This window comes from Marinobacter sp. CA1 (genome assembly GCF_020546665.1).
In the GTDB taxonomy this organism is placed as follows: Bacteria; Pseudomonadota; Gammaproteobacteria; order Pseudomonadales; family Oleiphilaceae; genus Marinobacter; species Marinobacter xestospongiae.
In genome coordinates this window covers 1,487,701-1,505,644 of the sequence record NZ_CP071785.1, presented here as the reverse complement: position 1 = coordinate 1,505,644, position 17,944 = coordinate 1,487,701, and the positions used below count along the sequence as shown (strand labels likewise).

Annotated in this window: 20 protein-coding genes; 12 read left to right on the top strand and 8 right to left on the bottom strand. The window is 60.6% G+C overall.

From position 1 onward, the window contains the following. Positions 1-48 precede the first annotated feature (48 nt). The 4 genes from J2887_RS07055 to J2887_RS07040 all read left to right on the top strand — a co-directional run bounded on the left by J2887_RS07055 (position 49) and on the right by J2887_RS07040 (position 2,566). Positions 49-675, top strand: a complete 627-nt coding sequence (locus J2887_RS07055) for a LysE family translocator (RefSeq protein ID WP_227175281.1) — start codon at positions 49-51, stop codon at positions 673-675. A gap of 120 nt (positions 676-795) precedes the next feature. Continuing rightward, positions 796-1,332 carry a ClbS/DfsB family four-helix bundle protein gene (locus J2887_RS07050; protein WP_227175280.1) on the top strand — a complete coding sequence of 179 codons (537 nt, stop codon included), beginning with the start codon at positions 796-798 and terminating at the stop codon, positions 1,330-1,332. A 204-nt stretch (positions 1,333-1,536) separates the two neighbouring features. Further along, positions 1,537-2,055, top strand: coding sequence for an adenylate kinase (locus tag J2887_RS07045; RefSeq protein WP_227175279.1), 519 nt, complete (start codon positions 1,537-1,539; stop codon positions 2,053-2,055). A 10-nt stretch (positions 2,056-2,065) separates the two neighbouring features. Further along, the gene (locus J2887_RS07040) at positions 2,066-2,566 is read left to right on the top strand and encodes a putative molybdenum carrier protein (protein ID WP_227175278.1); all 501 of its coding nucleotides are present in this window, start codon (positions 2,066-2,068) and stop codon (positions 2,564-2,566) included. On the opposite strand, the gene J2887_RS07035 is transcribed toward J2887_RS07040, so the two are convergent. Both J2887_RS07035 and J2887_RS07030 read right to left on the bottom strand, forming a co-directional pair. Further along, complete coding sequence (locus tag J2887_RS07035; protein WP_227175277.1) at positions 2,502-3,521, bottom strand: zinc-dependent alcohol dehydrogenase family protein; 1,020 nt, start codon at positions 3,519-3,521, stop codon at positions 2,502-2,504. The genes J2887_RS07040 and J2887_RS07035 overlap by 65 nt on opposite strands. Before the next feature lie 113 nt (positions 3,522-3,634). Continuing rightward, on the bottom strand, positions 3,635-4,618 hold the full coding sequence (locus J2887_RS07030; protein WP_227175276.1) for an NADPH:quinone oxidoreductase family protein: 984 nt from the start codon (positions 4,616-4,618) through the stop codon (positions 3,635-3,637). A gap of 390 nt (positions 4,619-5,008) precedes the next feature. Here J2887_RS07030 and J2887_RS07025 point away from each other — a divergent pair, with 390 nt between their 5' ends. The 4 genes from J2887_RS07025 to J2887_RS07010 all read left to right on the top strand — a co-directional run bounded on the left by J2887_RS07025 (position 5,009) and on the right by J2887_RS07010 (position 8,993). Further along, positions 5,009-6,307 (top strand): NCS2 family permease, encoded by a 1,299-nt coding sequence (locus J2887_RS07025; protein ID WP_227175275.1) that lies wholly within the window; start codon positions 5,009-5,011, stop codon positions 6,305-6,307. Positions 6,308-6,333: 26 nt separating this feature from the next. Continuing rightward, on the top strand, positions 6,334-6,876 hold the full coding sequence (locus tag J2887_RS07020; RefSeq protein ID WP_227175274.1) for an adenine phosphoribosyltransferase: 543 nt from the start codon (positions 6,334-6,336) through the stop codon (positions 6,874-6,876). A 39-nt stretch (positions 6,877-6,915) separates the two neighbouring features. Further along, positions 6,916-7,596 (top strand): fumarylacetoacetate hydrolase family protein, encoded by a 681-nt coding sequence (locus J2887_RS07015; RefSeq protein ID WP_227175273.1) that lies wholly within the window; start codon positions 6,916-6,918, stop codon positions 7,594-7,596. Positions 7,597-7,682: 86 nt separating this feature from the next. Next, positions 7,683-8,993: an ABC1 kinase family protein gene (locus tag J2887_RS07010; RefSeq protein WP_227175272.1), complete on the top strand. Its 1,311-nt coding sequence runs from the start codon at positions 7,683-7,685 to the stop codon at positions 8,991-8,993. A gap of 42 nt (positions 8,994-9,035) precedes the next feature. On the opposite strand, the gene J2887_RS07005 is transcribed toward J2887_RS07010, so the two are convergent. Both J2887_RS07005 and J2887_RS07000 read right to left on the bottom strand, forming a co-directional pair. Next, the gene (locus J2887_RS07005; protein WP_227175271.1) at positions 9,036-9,716 is read right to left on the bottom strand and encodes an SIR2 family NAD-dependent protein deacylase; all 681 of its coding nucleotides are present in this window, start codon (positions 9,714-9,716) and stop codon (positions 9,036-9,038) included. Next, positions 9,713-11,107 carry an FAD-binding oxidoreductase gene (locus tag J2887_RS07000; protein ID WP_227175270.1) on the bottom strand — a complete coding sequence of 465 codons (1,395 nt, stop codon included), beginning with the start codon at positions 11,105-11,107 and terminating at the stop codon, positions 9,713-9,715. The genes J2887_RS07005 and J2887_RS07000 overlap by 4 nt, the downstream gene beginning before the upstream one ends. A gap of 221 nt (positions 11,108-11,328) precedes the next feature. Between J2887_RS07000 and serA the strand changes: the two genes are divergently transcribed. Both serA and J2887_RS06990 read left to right on the top strand, forming a co-directional pair. Continuing rightward, complete coding sequence (gene serA, locus J2887_RS06995; protein ID WP_227175269.1) at positions 11,329-12,558, top strand: phosphoglycerate dehydrogenase; 1,230 nt, start codon at positions 11,329-11,331, stop codon at positions 12,556-12,558. A 211-nt stretch (positions 12,559-12,769) separates the two neighbouring features. Beyond that, positions 12,770-13,054: a hypothetical protein gene (locus tag J2887_RS06990; RefSeq protein WP_227175268.1), complete on the top strand. Its 285-nt coding sequence runs from the start codon at positions 12,770-12,772 to the stop codon at positions 13,052-13,054. 59 nt (positions 13,055-13,113) lie between these two features. Here J2887_RS06990 and J2887_RS06985 read toward each other — a convergent pair whose 3' ends face one another. Both J2887_RS06985 and J2887_RS06980 read right to left on the bottom strand, forming a co-directional pair. After that, positions 13,114-13,770: an OmpA family protein gene (locus J2887_RS06985; RefSeq protein ID WP_227175267.1), complete on the bottom strand. Its 657-nt coding sequence runs from the start codon at positions 13,768-13,770 to the stop codon at positions 13,114-13,116. Between the two features lie 57 nt (positions 13,771-13,827). Next, positions 13,828-14,847, bottom strand: a complete 1,020-nt coding sequence (locus J2887_RS06980; protein ID WP_227175266.1) for an alpha/beta hydrolase — start codon at positions 14,845-14,847, stop codon at positions 13,828-13,830. Between the two features lie 241 nt (positions 14,848-15,088). Between J2887_RS06980 and J2887_RS06975 the strand changes: the two genes are divergently transcribed. Both J2887_RS06975 and J2887_RS06970 read left to right on the top strand, forming a co-directional pair. Beyond that, entirely contained in the window at positions 15,089-15,982 is an 894-nt protein-coding gene (locus tag J2887_RS06975; RefSeq protein WP_227175265.1) for an alpha/beta hydrolase, read from the top strand. Beyond that, complete coding sequence (locus tag J2887_RS06970; RefSeq protein ID WP_227175264.1) at positions 15,979-16,740, top strand: SDR family oxidoreductase; 762 nt, start codon at positions 15,979-15,981, stop codon at positions 16,738-16,740. The genes J2887_RS06975 and J2887_RS06970 overlap by 4 nt, the downstream gene beginning before the upstream one ends. Here J2887_RS06970 and J2887_RS06965 read toward each other — a convergent pair. Beyond that, entirely contained in the window at positions 16,723-17,025 is a 303-nt protein-coding gene (locus tag J2887_RS06965; protein WP_227175263.1) for a GIY-YIG nuclease family protein, read from the bottom strand. The two genes, J2887_RS06970 and J2887_RS06965, sit on opposite strands and share 18 nt — an antisense overlap. Positions 17,026-17,029: 4 nt before the next feature. After that, positions 17,030-17,935, bottom strand: coding sequence for a DMT family transporter (locus J2887_RS06960; RefSeq protein ID WP_227175262.1), 906 nt, complete (start codon positions 17,933-17,935; stop codon positions 17,030-17,032). Positions 17,936-17,944 lie beyond the last annotated feature (9 nt).

The window sequence follows — 17,944 nt, the reverse complement described above, 5'->3', positions numbered from 1 at the left end:
CGTGACATCGCCCTATCGGGCGGTGGAGCTTCAGCCGGAGAACAACAAATGGAAGAGATCAATTATCTGCTTATCGTGTTAGCCGCTTTGGCCGCAATCGCCAGTCCCGGGCCCGCGACCCTGGCGATAGCGGGTACCTCGATGAATCAAGGACGCTACCTGGGCCTGTCAATGGCCGCTGGTGTCCTTACCGGGTCACTGGTGTGGTCGACATCGGCAGCGTTTGGGCTCGCAGCCATACTGCATGCCAATGTATGGTTCTTTGAAATCCTGAGATACTGCGGTGCGCTCTACCTTCTGTACCTGGCGCTGAAATCCCTGCACTCCGCCTTCAACTCCCGACAATTGAGCCTGCCAGAGAACAAGGTTGCCAGTGCACGGAGCAACTACTTCAAAGGGCTGTTGATCCACCTGACCAACCCCAAAGCCATTCTGTTCTTCGGTTCCCTTTACTCGATTGGCGTTCCCGCAACCGTATCGCCCCCGGCATTGCTGTCGGTCATTCTGGTCGTCGGGGCGGTCAGCTCGCTGGTTTTTCTTGGCTATGCCGTGCTGTTCTCCAATGGCACCGCAAGACGGGTATACCTGAAATCCAAGGTGGTGTTTGAAAGCGTCTTTTCGATGTTTTTTGGTGCTGCGAGCTTCAAGTTGCTGACAAGCCGGATCGGAGAGTGAGGCGCTGCTTCTCCAACGACTTCAGGTCCAGAGTCCGGGTCAGGCAGCCCGAAGACAGGTCCGGTGATGGGGTAACGTCACCGTTGGCTAGTCCCCCAAAGCGGTAAAAGGAGGATTCACATGAGCCGCCCCACAACCAAAGCCACCCTTGTAGAGGCTGCACAAACGAACTTCGAGAAACTCTGGCAGCTCATTGAAGCCATGCCTCAGGAGGCTCTGGATACCGAGTTCGATTTCTCAAACGATACCGGCAAGAAAGAGGCTCACTGGCGACGGGACAAGAATCTCCGGGATGTGTTGGTTCACCTCTACGAATGGCACCAGTTGCTCCTGACCTGGGTGAGCTCGAACATGCAGGGGAAGAGAAGAGATTTTCTGCCAGAGCCGTACATCTGGAAGACTTATGGCGAGATGAACCAGGCATTCTGGCAGCAACACCAAGGCACATCGCTTGAGGACGCCAAGGGCATGGTAACCGACAGCCATCAAGCGGTGCTTGAGCTGGTCCAGACGTTTTCAGACGACGAGCTGTTCACCAAGCAGCACTTTGACTGGACAGGCTCAACCTCTCTCGGCAGCTACTGCGTCTCCACCCTTTCCAGTCACTACGATTGGGCCATGAAAAAGCTGCGGGCACATGCCAAGAAGTTTGCGTAACCCCCACCAGAGTTGACTTCTGAACCCCCAATCCGCAATGATCAAGCAATGAACACACAGCACGCGCCTCAAGCATTCCGAATTATCACCATCATTCCCTAGGGATGGTGGGATTGGACGCGTCAGCCGTTTTTCAAACCCGCCCAGGTGGCGGGTTTTTCATGATCGGCGTCCTGGGCTCTATCAACAGCCACAGGAGTCATCATGAAAAAGGTCGCAATCTTCGGCAACGCCGGCGGCGGTAAGTCGTCTCTGGCCAGGCGGCTGGCCGAGGCCTCTCACCTTCCACTTCACTCCCTGGACAAGATTCAGTTCCGGCCTGATGGGAAGGAAATCCCACGGGAAGAGTATCTCAGCCTTCATTCGCGCTTGCTGGCCCAGGATGCCTGGATCATCGACGGATTTGGCTGTGTTCCCTCTGCCTGGGAACGCTTTGCGGCGGCGGATACCCTGGTGTTCATTGATCTGCCGCTGCGAACCCATGCCCTCTGGGTGACCAAACGGCTGCTGAAAGGCTTATTCATTGCGCCCGAGGGTTGGCCGGAGGGCAGTTCTATCGTGAAGGGAACCCTGAACAGCTATCGGGTACTCTGGCTATGCCATCGCAAGCTGACCCCTCGATATCGGCAGTTTATCAACGAGGTCCGTGGATCGAAGACGGTGCATCATCTGACGTCGCCTTCCGAAATCGAAGCTTTTCTGCAGGCGCCAACAACCGCGTAGAGGACACGCCATGCTGACCAGGATTATCAGTGGTGCACAGACCGGCGCTGACCGGGCGGCGCTGGATGCCGCCCTCGACGCCTCGTTTGCCATTGGCGGCAGCTGCCCCGTGGGCCGCAAAGCCGAGGATGGGCCAATTGATGCCATCTACCCGCTGACCGAGATCGGGGGAGGCTACCGCCAGCGAACCAAGCAAAACGTGGTGGATGCGGATGGCACCGTCATTTTCTACGACACCTACGTTCAGGGAGGCACGGAAGCGACGGTGTTGTTCTGCATTCGCCAGAACAAGCCCTACAAGCTTATTGATGTCGCACTGATGGAGCCCTCAAGAGCGGCGGAGGTGATCCGCGCCTTCGTGGAGGATTTTGAGGTTGGCATTCTCAATGTGGCCGGCCCCAGGGCCAGCAGTTGCCCGGGCATGTACGACTACGTCAAGCAGACGGTCAGCCTGATCTTGCCTCCGTCCCCTGCCCCGACAACGAAGGCACCAACACCGCCGAACCGGTAAAGCGCCCTGCCCTCAGGTCGTCGAGTGCCTGGTTGGCCTGGTCCAGATGATAGGTATGGACCGTGGTGGTCACCGGAATCTTCGCGGCCAGGGGCAGGAAAGCTTCGCCATCCCAGCGGGTCAGGTTGGCGACGGAAGTGAGCTGGCGTTCGCCCCAGAGAATGCGGTAGGGAAAGGCGGGTATCTCGGACATGTGAATGCCGGCGCACACCACCCGGCCGCCTTTACGCACGGCCTGCAATGCCGCCGGCACCAGCTCACCGGCGGGCGCAAAGATAATGGCTCCATCCAGGGTCGCGGGGGGCAACTGGGACGACGAGCCAGCCCAGGTGGCGCCCAAGTCACGGGCGAAGGCCTGGGCGGCGGTATCGCCATCTCGGGTAAAGGCATAGACCTGCTGTTTGCGGTAGCGGGCCACCTGCAGCAGGATGTGGGCAGCAGAGCCAAACCCGTACAGCCCCAGGTGCTCACTGTCCTGGACCTGGCGATAGGCGCGGTAGCCAATCAGCCCGGCACACAGCAGAGGCGCCGCCTGCAAGTCAGTGAAACCCTCGGGAATGGCAAAGCAGTAGCGCGCATCGGCCACCGCGTACTCCGCAAAGCCACCCTGAATCTGGTAGCCGGTGTAGCGGGCGTCGTCGCACAGATTCTCCTGATCCCGCCGACAGAAAAAGCAGCGGCCACAGCTACCTCCCAGCCAGGGAATGCCAACCCGCTGCCCCACCGCGACGTCGGTAACGGCTGCCCCCACCCGGGTGACCCGGCCCACAATCTGGTGACCGGGAATCAATGGCAGGACAGGTTCGGTGAGATCGGCATCCACCACGTGAAGATCGGTGCGGCAGATACCGCAAGCCAGCACCCGAACCTGGATCTGGTGATCCTGCGGCACCGGCGCTGGCCACTGCTCCAGCCGGAGCGGCTGTTGCTGCTGGTGAAGCACCATGGCGTACATAGCGACGCCTCCCGTTGGCCGAGAACAGAATCTCGCCTTATCAGAGTTTCACCTGATCATTCTTTCACCAGCCGACTGCGATGCCAAGCCCCTGTGTCGCCGGGGCGCAGGCCTCAGGCCCTGGTCACCCGCAACACGATCTTGCCCTTGGCGCGACGCTCGGTCAGTGCGTTCAGGGCCTGGGCGTAGTCTTCGAAGTCATAGACTTCGCTGATCCGGGGATCGATCTTGCCTTCCTGGTACATCGCAAGCAGCTCCATCATGTTGCGGCCATTGGCCTCCGGTTCCCGCTGGGTGAAGCTGCCCCAGAACACACCGACCACCGAGCAGCCCTTGAGCAGGGTGAGGTTGGCGGGGATCTTGGGGATGTCCCCGGCGGCGAACCCGACAATCAGGTGACGGCCGTTCCAGGCCATGGTCCGCAGCGCCTGCTCGGTGAAGTCACCACCCACCGGATCGTAGATTACATCCACACCTTTGCCGCCGGTCAGCTTCTTGACGGCGTCTTTCAGCGGCTCTTCGCTGTAGTTGATCAGGTCATCGGCGCCGGCCTCTTTGGCCACCGCCAGCTTCTCGGCACTGCTGGCCGCGGCGATCACCCGGGCACCCATGGCCTTACCGAGCTCAACCGTCGCCAATCCCACACCACCGCTGGCGCCCAGCACCAGCAGGGTCTCGCCGGGCTGGAGGTTGGCGCGCTGTTTGAGGGCGTAGTAGGAAGTGCCATAGACCATGGTGAACGCCGCTGCCTTCTCATCACTCATGGTGTCCGGTGCCGGCAACAGATTGTGCTCGGACACCACGATTTCCTCGGCAAAGGCGCCAAAGCCGGTGAGCCCCACCACCCGGTCACCGGGTTTGAAGCGGGTAACCTTGTCACCAATCTCAATGACCTCACCGGCCATTTCGCCGCCCGGCGAGAACGGCAGGTTGGGCTTGAACTGGTACTTGCCCTCGATGATCAGGGTATCGGGAAAATTGAGCCCGGCCGCACTGACCCGCACCCGCACCCCATGGCCCCGCGCCTGGGGGCTCTCGACGTCTTCGATCACCAGGTTTTCCGCTGGCCCATAGGCCTTGCACAAGATTGCCCGCATGGTCTGATTCCTCGGTTATTGTTGGCTGTTGTTACGGTTATGCGCCTCAGCATAAGGCGCCCCCCGGGTGAATCCAATGAAATCCACTGATGGCGCACCATTAGCCATAATTATAGTGATGTCCCAGGACGCATTACTTTGTTCCGGGTCAATTGCGGCTTTCCCGCAGAAATCTGCCATCACGGCCCATCAACAACGGTGATTTTACGATCGGATTGATCAAGCCAGGGCGCAGGCCCTTGGCCTGAGGGCGCTCAGTCGGTAACATTGCCCTTTTTTCACCCAACCGGAGGGGAACGCACCCAATCTCCCCGTCACCGGTCTGATATTCCGTTAGCCAATACCCAAACTCCAAACCCCCACTGGCCCTTAGCAAGGCAGACATTCCCAATGCTTGAACGACTCTTTCAACTCAAGGCCCACGGCACCACTGTTCGTAAAGAAGTGATCGCCGGCATCACCACCTTCCTGACCATGGCGTACATCATCGTGGTCAACCCCAGTATCCTGCAGGGCACCGGCATGGACTTCGGGGCGGTGTTCGTTGCCACCTGCCTGGCCGCCGTTATCGGCACCCTGATCATGGGCCTCTGGGCCAACTACCCCATCGCCCTGGCTCCGGGCATGGGTCTGAACGCTTTCTTCTCATTCACCGTGGTCGGCAGCATGGGCTACAGCTGGCAGATCGCGCTCGGAGCGGTGTTCCTGTCCGGTCTGATCTTCTTCCTGCTCAGTATCTTCCGGGTGCGGGAATGGATCATTAACTCGATTCCGATGTCGCTGCGATTCGGCATCTCGGCCGGTATTGGCTTTTTCCTGGCGCTGATCGCCCTTAAGAACGCCGGTATCGTGATTGACCACCCGGCCACCCTGGTGGGCATTGGCGATCTGAAGGCGGCCGAGTCACTGCTGTTCTTCGGTGGGTTTCTGCTGATCTGTGCTCTCTCTTATCGCCAGGTCACCGGCTCCGTGATGATTGGCATCATCGCCGTCACCGCAGTTGCCATGATGCTGGGACTGGTCGAGTACAAGGGCTTTATTTCTGCGCCGCCGAGCCTGGCTCCCACCTTCATGCAACTGGACATTGCCGGTGCCCTTGATGTGGCTATGATCAGCGTGATCTTCGCGTTCCTGTTTGTGGATCTGTTCGACACGTCCGGCACCCTGATTGGCGCCGCCCAGCGCGGTGGCCTGCTGGATGAAAACGGCAAACTCCCACGACTTGGCCGTGCCCTGATGAGTGATTCGGTGGCCACCATGTCCGGCGCAACCCTGGGCACCTCCACTACCACCAGCTACATCGAGTCCACCGCCGGTATCGCCGCTGGTGGCCGCACCGGGCTGACCGCTGTGGTTGTCGCCGCGCTGTTCCTGGCCTGTCTGCTGCTGTCACCGATTGCCAGCATCATTCCGGCCTACGCCACCGCGCCGGCACTGCTGTACGTCGCCGTGCTGATGACCAGCGGCCTTAAGCTGATCGACTGGGAAGACGTCACCGAAGCAGCTCCGGCCGTGGTCACCGCACTGATGATGCCGCTGACCTTCTCCATCGCCAACGGCATCGCCCTGGGCTTCATCACCTACGCCGCCCTCAAGGCTCTCAGCGGCCGCTGGTCGCAGCTGAGCGCCAGCGTTGCCATCATCGCCGTTGTGTTCGTCCTTAAATTCATCTTCCTGGATGCGGCCTGATTGGCCACAGACTGACCGGAATACCCATGGACTATTTCTCAGAAAGCATCAAACAGGCCATCCGGACCGTTCCTGACTGGCCCAAGCCCGGTGTCTCGTTCCGCGACATCACCACCGTGCTGCAGGACCGCACTGCGTTTCGCAAGCTCATTGACGCCTTTGTCCACCGCTACCACGGTCAGAACATCGACGCCGTGGCGGCCGTGGATGCCCGTGGCTTTATCATCGGCTCGGCACTGGCCTACGAGCTGAACGCCAGCCTGGTACTGGTGCGGAAGAAGGGCAAACTGCCGTTCGATACCCTGGTGGAAGACTACGAGCTGGAATACGGCACCGCCTCAGTGGAGCTGCACAAGGACGCCTTTCACGAAGGCGACCGGGTGATCCTGGTGGACGATCTGATCGCCACCGGCGGCACCATGCTGGCGGCTTCCCGGCTGATTCGCCGGATCGGGGCCGAGATTGTCGAGGTCGCTGCGATGATTGATCTGCCCGACCTGGGAGGCTCACAAAAGCTGCGTGAAGACGAGCTGGCGGTTTATACTGTCTGTTCTTTTGAGGGGGACTAAACCGCTCCCCCGAGCCCAGTACCAACAAGGAGATCGATCATGCCTGAATACCAACACCACTGGAAAGACGGCACGCCGATCCACTTCCCCCTGGGCAAGATCGTCTGCGTGGGCCGCAATTACGCCGCCCACGCCGAAGAGCTGAACAACCCCATTCCGGAAACCCCGCTGCTGTTCATCAAACCAGCCAGCTCGGCCATGTACATCACCCGGCCGCTGGCACCCCCACGGGACCAGGGTGCGGTACACTTCGAGACCGAACTGGCAGTACTGATTGGCCAGCCGCTCTCCGCCGCGACCGAAACCCAGGCCCGGGACGCCATCCTCGGCTACGGCCTGGCTCTCGATCTCACCCTGAGAGATGTCCAGTCTGAGCTCAAGACCAAAGGGCACCCCTGGGAACGCGCCAAAGCCTTTGACGGCGCCTGCCCACTCTCCCCGTTTATCAGCGCCCAGGGCCTGAGCTCGGAGACGCTGCACTTTACCCTCGACATCAACGGTGAGCGCCGCCAGACCGGAGATACTGGCGACATGCTCAACCCGGTGGTGCCACTGATCCAGCACATCAGCCAGATTTTCAGCCTGCAGCCGGGAGACGTGATCCTGACCGGAACGCCTGCGGGTGTCGGCGCGCTCGAAAGCGGCCACACACTCTCCCTGTCACTGCTGCCTGATCCAGAGCGGGACCCGGCCCTGTTCGTCGAAACCACCGTGGTGTAAGGTCAGCAGGGCACCGCTTTTGCTGGTGCCCTGGCTCTCAGCAGACTCTGAGCAAACCGTTTTCGGACAGTGGACGTACCCAAAGCATGGCCAAGAAACCAATCACATCCCGCGGTGGACGCTTCTTCAAACTCGCCGGCATGACCGCCTCAGTGGCCGGTCAGTATGCCGGCCAGCGGGCGCGACGGCTAATCGGCCGGGAGCAGGACGAGCAGGCGCGCAGCGAAAGCTACGGCAAGATGGCCGACCAGATCGCCGGCACCCTGGGAGAGCTCAAGGGCGCGGTGATGAAAGTGGGACAGATCGCGTCCCAGACCCAGGATTTCCTGCCCAAGGAATTCTCAGACGCGCTGCAACGGCTGCAGAAAGAAGCACCACCCATGCCTTTCGAGGTGATCACCGCCCAGGTCGAGCAGGAACTGGGCAAACCCATCCATGAACTGTTCGAGTACCTGCAGGAGGAGCCCTACGCCGCCGCCTCCATTGGCCAGGTTCATCGCGCCCGCCTGCATGACGGCACCGACGTGATCGTCAAGGTGCAGTATCCAGGGGTGGACGACTCCTGCGATTCCGACCTCAAGCAGCTGCGCATGGCGCTGCGCCTGGGCGGGCTACTGAAGATGCCGAAGGAAAGCGTTGACCAGCTGTTTGCCGAAATTCGCGAACGCCTGAAGGAAGAGCTGGATTACGACAACGAAGCCCGTAACATCCATCTGTTCCGGGATTTCCACAAGGACGATTCCGGCGTACTGATTCCCGCGGTGATCGACAGCCACTCCACCCGCAGGGTGCTGACACTGGAACTGGTGGAAGGCGACCACATCAGCCAGGTGTCTCCGGAACGCTACAGTCAGGACACCATCAACCAGATCGGTCACCGGATTTTCGTCACCATGGCGGACCAGCTGTTCCGCTACCAGTGCATCCACGGCGACCCGCATGCCGGCAACTTCGCCTACCGCCCGGATGGCACCATCATTCTTTACGATTTCGGGTGTGTGAAGAAGCTCAAGCCGGAGATCGTCAAGGCCTACCGCAACGCCCTGGTGGCGGCCCTGGAGGAGGATTACCAGGCGCTGGATCGCCACCTGATTGATCTGGGGGCGCGGGTGGAGAACAAGCCGGCCATCGATGAAGCCTACTACGCCATGTGGCGGGACATCCTGATCCGCCCGTTCGATGGCCATCAGCCCTACGACTTCGCCGATTCCGAGATCCACAAGGACGTCGCCGCCAAGACCAGCACCGTGTTCCAGTACCTGGACTACTTCAAGCCGCCGGTGGAAAGCATTTTCATTGACCGGATGATTGCCGGCCACTATTGGATGCTGAGGCGATTAGGGGTGCAGGCGGCGTTCCGCTCGGAACTGGAGAAGTATCTGGCAGCCGCCGATTAACTGCCAAGGCACACCGGTTGCCACCTGGTAGCTTCTTGATTGCTACACCGCCAGGTTGGCTAACCATTCCGCCACGCCCTCGCTGGCGCCCTTGCGAATCACCCGGGCGCGGGACACGCTCGCCGGCTCACCCGGGTCGATCACCGTCACCGGCACATGGGTGTCGATCTCATGCACGAGCCCGGCGGCGGGGTAGACCTGCAAGGACGTCCCCACAATCAGCAGCTGGTCCGCGGTCCGCACCACGTCCGCAGCGACCTCAATCATCGGAACCTCTTCACCAAACCAGACGATGTGGGGCCGGAGCTGGGCGCCACGATCACAGGTGTCGCCCAGGGCAATCGGGTCACAGCCAATGTCGTAAACCTGCTCCGGATAACGGCTGCTGCGCACCTTGGTGAGTTCACCGTGGAGGTGGATCACCTGGCTTGAACCGGCGCGTTCGTGCAGGTTGTCCACATTCTGGGTGACGATGGAGACGCGATACTGCGCCTCCAGCTCCGCCAGCAGTTGATGGGCCCGGTTCGGCTCCACACTGGCCAGCTGGCGGCGACGCTCGTTGTAGAACCGCAACACCAGCTCCGGATTACGCTCGAAAGCCTCCGGTGTGGCCACGTCGTACACACTGTGCTGCTCCCACAGACCGCCGTTGTCACGGAACGTGGAAAGCCCGCTTTCGGCGCTGATACCAGCGCCGGTCAGTACGACAATGTGCGGTTTCACAGATCGAACACCTTGCCGGGGTTCATCACCCCCTTGGGATCAAACACCTGCTTGATGGCGCGCAGGTAGGCAATCTCGGTCTCACTGCGGGTGTACTGCAGGTAGGGCTTCTTGGTCATGCCCACGCCATGCTCGGCAGAGACACTGCCCTGGTAACGCTCGACAATCTCGAACACCCATTTGTTGACCTGCTGGCATTTCTCGAAGAAATCCTCCTTCGGCAGATCTTCCGGCTTGAGGATGTTCAGGTGGAGGTTGCCATCACCAATATGGCCGAACCAGATGATCTCAAAGTCGGGGTAATGCTCGGTTACCACCTGGTCGATCTCGGTGAGGAACTCCGGCACTTTGGACACCACTACGGAGATGTCGTTCTTGTAGGGCGTGCGGGGCGCAATGGACTCGGAGATGCCTTCGCGCAGCATCCACAGGTTCTTGGCCTGGGTTTCGCTCTGGCTGATCACCCCATCCAGCACCCAGCCATTCTCGACACACTGTTCAAACAGTGCCATGGCATCGTCCATCACCTGGTCAGACACCGCCTCAAACTCCAGCAGCGCGTAGTAAGGCGCCTCGGTTTCGAACGGTGCCTGCACCTGGCCGTGCGCCAGTACATGCTGCATGGCCTGATGGGAGAAGAACTCATACGCCGTCAGGTCGATGCGGTTCTGGAAGGTTTGCAGCACATCCATGGTGTTGGTGAGGTCATTGAGCCCCAGCACCAGCACGGTCAGGTTGTCGGGCTTGCGGGTCAGCTTCATGGTGGCTTCGGTGATGAAGCCCAGAGTGCCCTCGGCGCCGATAAACAGGTGGCGCAGGTCGTAACCGGTGTTGTTCTTCTCCAGATCCTTATTGAGCTCAAGGACATCGCCTTTGCCCGTCACCACCGTGAGACCAGCCACCCAGTCGCGGCTCATGCCATAACGAATCACCTTGATACCGCCGGCGTTGGTGGACAAATTACCACCCAGCTGGCTGGACCCGGCCGAGGCGAAATCCACCGGATAATAGAGGCCGTTGTCCTCGGCAAACGTCTGCAACTGCTCGGTGATCACCCCGGCCTGACAACGCACGGTACGGTCACTGGCGTTGAAATCGACAATCTGGTTCATGTAGTCGAACGCCACCACCACTTCACCATTGGCCGCGACAGCTCCGGCACTCAGACCGGTACGCCCGCCCGAGGGTACCAGCGCCACGTCGGCCTCATTGGCAAATTTCACCAGTGCCTGTACCTGTTCGGTGGTCTTGGGAAACACAATGGCCAGGGGCTTGGGCGGATAGATTTTGGTCCAGTCCTTGCCGTAGTTGTCCAGGTCGGCGGGATCGGTCAGGACTTTGCCTTCATCCACCAGGGTCTTGAGCGTGGCGATGATCTGTTCGGGAGTCATGGAAGTTCCGGTCTCAATCAGGATGGCACGTTAACGGTTAGGCGCATAAGCATTATCGGAAAGTGGAATTGATCCGAGCGAATTGATGCGCTGTGAAAATCTGCGTTTATGGTATCATACCGCCCCTGTTCTGTGAGCCTGCCCCCTTGCAGTAGACGACGCCAGGCTGCACAGATGACACTTCTGTCTTACCACGCGACGAAAGGTCTGGAAGCAAGCCCATGTCTAATACGTCTCTCGAAAAGAGCAAAATCCGTATCCTGCTGCTGGAAGGCGTGCATCAATCCGCTATTGATACACTGAACGCCGCAGGCTACACCAACATCGAGTACCTGACTCATTCTCTGGCCGAGGACGATCTGATCGAGAAGATCGCCGACGCCCATTTTGTTGGCATCCGTTCCCGGACCCAACTGACCGAGCGTGTATTCGACGCTGCCAAGAAGCTGGTGGCCGTGGGCTGTTTCTGCATCGGTACCAACCAGGTGGACCTGAAAGCAGCCACCCGCCGCGGTATCGCCGTGTTCAACGCACCGTTCTCCAACACCCGCAGTGTCGCGGAACTGGTGCTGGCACAGGCGATCCTGCTGCTGCGCGGTGTACCCGAGAAGAACGCCAAGGCCCATCGTGGTGAATGGATCAAATCCGCCAAGAACAGCTACGAGATTCGCGGCAAGAAACTGGGCATCATCGGCTACGGCAACATCGGTACCCAGTTCAGCGTTCTGGCCGAGTCCCTGGGCATGGAAGTGTACTTCTACGATGTGGTCTCCAAGCTGTCGATCGGTAACGCCACCCAGGTCGGCACCCTGCAGGAACTGCTGAACATCGCTGACGTGGTCAGCCTGCACGTTCCGGAAACACCGGCCACCAAGTACATGTTTGGTGCCGAGCAGTTCGCCCAGATGAAGCCGGGCAGCATTCTGATGAACGCCTCCCGCGGTACCGTTGTCGACATCGACGCGCTGTCTGAAGCCGTCAGCAGCGGCAAGCTGCTGGGCGCCGCGATTGACGTGTTCCCGGTGGAGCCGAAGTCCAACGACGAAGAGTTCGTCTCGCCGCTGCGTGAGTTTGACAACGTGATCCTGACCCCGCATGTGGGCGGCTCCACCATGGAAGCGCAGGAGAACATTGGTCGCGAAGTGGCCGAGAAGCTGTCCATGTACAGCGACAACGGCACCTCAGTGTCGTCCGTCAACTTCCCGGAAGTTGCCCTGCCGTCACACCCCAACCAGCACCGCCTGCTGCACATCCACGAGAACGTGCCGGGCGTGATGTCCGAGATCAACCAGGTGTTCTCAGAGAACGGCATCAACGTATGCGGTCAGTACCTGCAGACCAAGGAAGAGATCGGCTACGTGGTGATCGATGTGGACAAGGAGTACGGCGAACTGGCGCTGGAGAAGCTCAAGTCCGTCAAGGGCACCATCCGCTGCCGGGTGCTGTTCTGAGCCTGGAGGTCGATCATCGCCGGTAACCGGCACCCTCCGAAAACCGCGGCCTGCGCCGCGGTTTTTTTGTGCCTGTCAGAACGGGCCGGATTAACGACCCGTAAGCCGCTATTCATGCCGGCCACCTTGTAAAATGCCGTCGCGCAGCCATGGTCTAAAGGGTCAGGGCACAAAAGCCTTGCATCACCCACACAAGATCAAGGAGCATCCCATGTCTCTGAAGGATTCTTTGTTGCAGAAACTGGAAACCCAGTCCGAGAAGTGGAGCAAGCAGATCGACAACCTGCGCAGCGAGGCCGATGCCCGCATTGCCGAAGCGCGGGACGAAGCGGCGGAAGCCGAGGTTGAACGGGAGTTCGCGGAGAAGATCAAGGATCTGGAGGGTCGGGTCGAGACAGCACGTCAGGAACTGTCCAACCTTCGGGATGCCGGCGAAGACAAACTGCAGGACCTGAAGGCCCGTATTGACGACTGGCTGCCCAGCAACGCCAACTGAGCACCGGCCAGCTGTCCCGGAACCGCCCGTCGGGGCGGCTCCGGATGCCATGCAGGGTATTACTGCTGCATCGGCACCAGGGTCAGCTCCACTCGCCGGTTCTGTTCACGACCGGCCGCCGTGGAATTGGTGGCGATGGGGTAACGGGGACCATAGCCCACAGCCCGGGTACGACCGGACTGAATGCCCTGCGCCAGCAGGAAATCTCGAACTGACCCCGCCCGACGCTCACTCAGCAACTGGTTGAAGTTCTGTGAGCCGGTACTGTCGGTGTGCCCTTCGATGTTGATGATGGTCTGGTCAAACTCTTTCAGTACCAGTGCCACCGACTCCAACACCCCATGGAACGACGACTTGATGGTGGACTGGCTGACATCAAAAGTGATGTTGCCCGGCATCACCAGCTCAATCTGGTCGCCATTGCGCACCACCCGTACACCGGTGCCTTCCAGCTTGTGGCGAAGCTGGGCTTCCTGGCGGTCCATGTAATAGCCAATACCGCCACCGATGGCCCCACCAGAGGCCGCACCGATCAGCGCACCCTTGCCCCGATCACTCTTGCTGGATGTTGCAGCACCTACCGCTGCGCCGCCAATAGCGCCAATTACGGCACCGGTGGTGGCATTCGAGACTTTCTCTTCGCCGGTGTATGGATCGTAGGTCATACACCCGCTCAGCGTTGCCGCCGCTGTAACGGCCAGGATTGTCTTTTTCACTGCAACTACACCTCTGCTGTTATGTGAATCCAGCCGTTTGCTGGAAGTCTTCTACCCTCAACAGGCTTCCGGGTATCGATCTGTCTGGTCGCTGGTAAACGTTTCCACAATGGTGTTGAACACTGTGGCCTGCAGATCCTTCGCCTCGTTCACCAGATGGTGCCGGCCATCGGGAATCCGGACTTCCTCGACGTCGGCGAACTTGTTGCGGATGATCCGCAGGTTGTGCTGCCAGTCCACCGTCAGGTCTTTTTCACCCTGTACCACGGTGATCGGGTAATCCACCGGTGGGCACGACTCGATATGCGGCACCCACTGCCTTAACGCCGACACCCAGTCCACGTGCACGGCCCGTGCCTGTAACGGGTCGTGCTCCTTGAGGAACCTCAGGAACCGGCCGTCACTGCTGTTCTCGGAGAACAGCCGACGCCAGCGCTTGATAAACGGCCGCATCACACTGTGAAGGACCTTGGCCCCCAGCCACCCGGTGGGACGCACCAGCGGTGCCAGTAACACCACCCGGCGAAAAGCCGAGGAGTCGGTGTCGTGACGGTTCGACAGCAGGTAGTCGATCAGAATCGCGCCACCGGTGCTCTGGCCAACCGCAAACCAGGGACCGCGCAACTGCGACCGGACCCGGGCCATGACGTCGCACAACACCGCCTGGTACTCCATAAAGCTGCCAATGGCCGCCGGTGTGCCACTGGACAGACCATGTCCCGGCTGGTCGTAGGCCAGCACGTCGAATCCGGCTCCCAGGCAACGATCAATCAGCTGACTGTATAGCCCCACATGATCGAAGTAGCCGTGGAGGATAAAGACCGTGCCCCGGCACGACTCCGCATCGGGCTGACGGTAGTAATGCAAAACCACCTTATGACCACCGGCCTGCAGGAGCCCCTGCTGGTACCGGACTGCGGGATGTTCCACCCACAGGTCCAGACCGTAATAACGGCAGTAGGCCGTGGCTTCCGCGCCGAGTTCGCCGGGCTGATCCGGATCAAACGGCACCAGCTTGGCCAACAGCGACTGCCGGTCCCAATCGGGAATTTCTATGTTATCGGTTTTCCAGTACACGAGGGATTAAACGCCCGTCATCAATCGGTGACTTGTTGGCCATGGCGGAAGTGACTGCAGATGCCTGGACTGCCGCTGGCGCCTGAATTTAGCCAAAGAGTAGCATAACCGGCCCCCAATCCGGTTACCCTTGGGAGTGCCGGATTGGCAACGTCAGCCAAGCCATTGGCGGCACCCGGCAAGCCGCCTAACCTTATGGGTCTTTGAGCCATTCCACATCGCCTCTTTGAGGAGACACGCCATGCTTCAGTCCGCGCTGGCCACTGGCCTTCGCCAAACCCTGCAACGGGTGGTCAAACCGATGCTCAACCCGTCACTGGGCGTCCCGCTGCAACGGACCCTGATCCGCCAGGCCTACCGCAGCTCGTTGCCTCCTCTGGGCAGCCGTTTCCAGAGCACCACGCTCGGTGGCGTCGACACGCTCAAGGTAAGCTGTCAAAGCGACGACCGCTATGGCCTGCTGTATCTGCACGGCGGCGCGTACATCGTCGGCTCTCCTGCCACCCACCGAGGACTGACCGGTCACCTGGCCAAAGCCACCGGGGCCACGGTTTATGCCATCGACTATCGGCTGGCACCCAAACACCCTTACCCGGCCGCCCTGGACGATGCCGTCTCGGCTTACAGGGCCTTGCTGGACCAGGGGATTCCTGCAGATCGGCTGTCCGTGGCCGGTGACTCCGCCGGCGGTGGTCTGTCACTGGCACTGGCGATGCGACTGCGTGACGAAAAGCTGCCCCTGCCCGCGTCACTGACCCTGCTGTCACCGTGGACCGATCTGACCCACACCAGCCTGTACACCCCAGTGGTCGAACCGCTGCTACAGCAGCGCTGGATCGACAATGCCGCCCGGCTCTACTGCCACGGCGAACCCCGCAACCACCCTTACATCTCGCCGCTGTTCGGCGACCTGTCCGGGTTGCCACCGATGCTGGTACAGGTGGGCAGTGAGGAAATCCTGCTCAACGATTCCGAGCGTCTGGCGCGTAAGGTTCGCGAGCAGGGTGGCGAAGTGGTGCTGGAGGTCTACAACGGGCTCTGGCACGTGTTTCAGGTTCACGCCGGCCAGCTTAGCCGGGCCACCGACGCCATCCAGGCGGCAGGTCAACACATTCGGAGGCACCAGGCACTATGAACACCATCCTGATTACCGGCGCCGCGTCCGGCATCGGCGCCGCTACCGCCCGGCTGTTTGCCCGGGAGGGCTGGCGCCTGGGCCTGATGGACGTCAACGGCGAGGCACTGACCAACCTGAACCAGTCCCTGGGGGGCAAACACTGGACCCAGGCCGTGGATGTCACAGACCAGGCGTCCGTCACCGACGCCCTGGCCGCCTTTGATGGCTTTGCCGACGGCCGTCTCGACATCCTCTTCAACTGCGCCGGCATCCTGCGGGTCGGGCCTTTTGAAGACATCCCCATGGCGGAGCACGCCCGTATCCTTGACATCAACGTCAGCGGACTGATGCGGGTATGCCTGGCCGCGTTCCCACTGCTGCAACAGACCGACCGCGCCCGGGTCATCAACATGAGCTCAGCCTCAGCGCTGTATGGCACCCCGCATTTCGCCAGTTACTCGGCTTCCAAGTTCGCCGTGCGAGGGCTGACCGAAGCCCTCAATATCGAGTGGAAGCGCCACGATATCCTGGTACAGGACATCATGACACCCTTCGTCAAGACGCCGATGGTGGATAACCAGAGCTTTCGCGCCCCGGTGATCGAGCGCCTGGGAGTGTCACTGACTGCGGAAGATCTGGCGGAGGAGGTGTGGAAGGCGTACCGGGGCCATGAGGTTCATCACCTGGTAAGCCGGCAGTTCAAATCCCTCTCACTGGCCAGCAAGTGGCTGCCGGACCGAATCACCCGCGGCATGATGTCAGTGCTCAGCCGCTGAAACGGCCGGCTCGGCCAATTCCAGCTCCCCGGTCACCAGGGCCTGTTTACGGGCCCTGGGCCAGCGCTTCACCTGCCACTCCAGCCGCGATGCTTCGGCACGAGTACCCACCGGGGTACTGAAAACCAGGGTCAACGGCCCCTTCCCACGCAGACTCCTCGCCCCTTTGGGGGCACCGGCCTGATGCTCGGCAAACCGTCGGGGGACATCGGTGGTAATGCCGGTATAGAGCGCACCGGACGCGGTTCTCACCAGATACAGATGCCAGAGAGTTTGAGACGACACGGGATCACACCGCCTCGGCTTCGGCGACCTTGTCACGGACCTTGCGCTGCTGCACCCACAATCCGGCCATGATCAGGCCCAGCCCTACGTAGGTGGAGCCAAGGATGACTTCGCCGAGAATCAGGTAGATAAAGACCAGCGACAGGAACGGTGAGATAAAGATCAGGTTGCTGATGCGGGAAGTGTTCTCCGCTCGCTTCATGGCATAGGACCAGAGCACAAAGGCCAGTCCCATTTCGAAAATGCCCACGTACAGGGCACTGTAGAAGGCGGTACCAGGATCGAACGCAAAGCCATCGGTGAGTCCACAGGCCAGGACGATGAACGGCAACCCACAGACGAAGTTGAGGAACAGCCCCACCACCGGGTCGCGCTCATCGCGGGTTGCGAGAATCCAGTAGGATGCCCACACCAGGGTGCTGGCGAGGGCAAAAGCGACCCCAGCGGGATTCGAGAAGGTCAGTGACAGTACCTCGCCCCGGGTGGCGATCACCACCACCCCGCTGTAGCAGATCAGGCCGGCAATGATGTCGGCGCGACGCAGCCGCTGCCCCAGGAACGGTACCGACAGATACGCCAGCACCAGTGCCCAGGTGTAGTTCAGGGGTTGCGCTTCCTGCGCCGGCAGCCGGTCAAAGGCGCCGAACAGCAGGAAGTAGTACAGGCAGGGATTGATCAGCCCCATCAGCAGGGATTGCAGGTACTGCCCCCGCCGCAGCGAGAACACCTGGCGCCAGCGACCCTGGACCACCAGCACCAGGCCAATCACCACCACAGACGCCACACAGGCCACCAGTAACATCTGCACCGGACTCAGCTCTCGCAGAGACAGCTTGAAGGCCGTGGCGACGGTGGACCAAAGCAGGACGGCGCCAAGCCCGAACAGCATGGCGTGGGTCTGGTTTTTCATGGCGGCTAA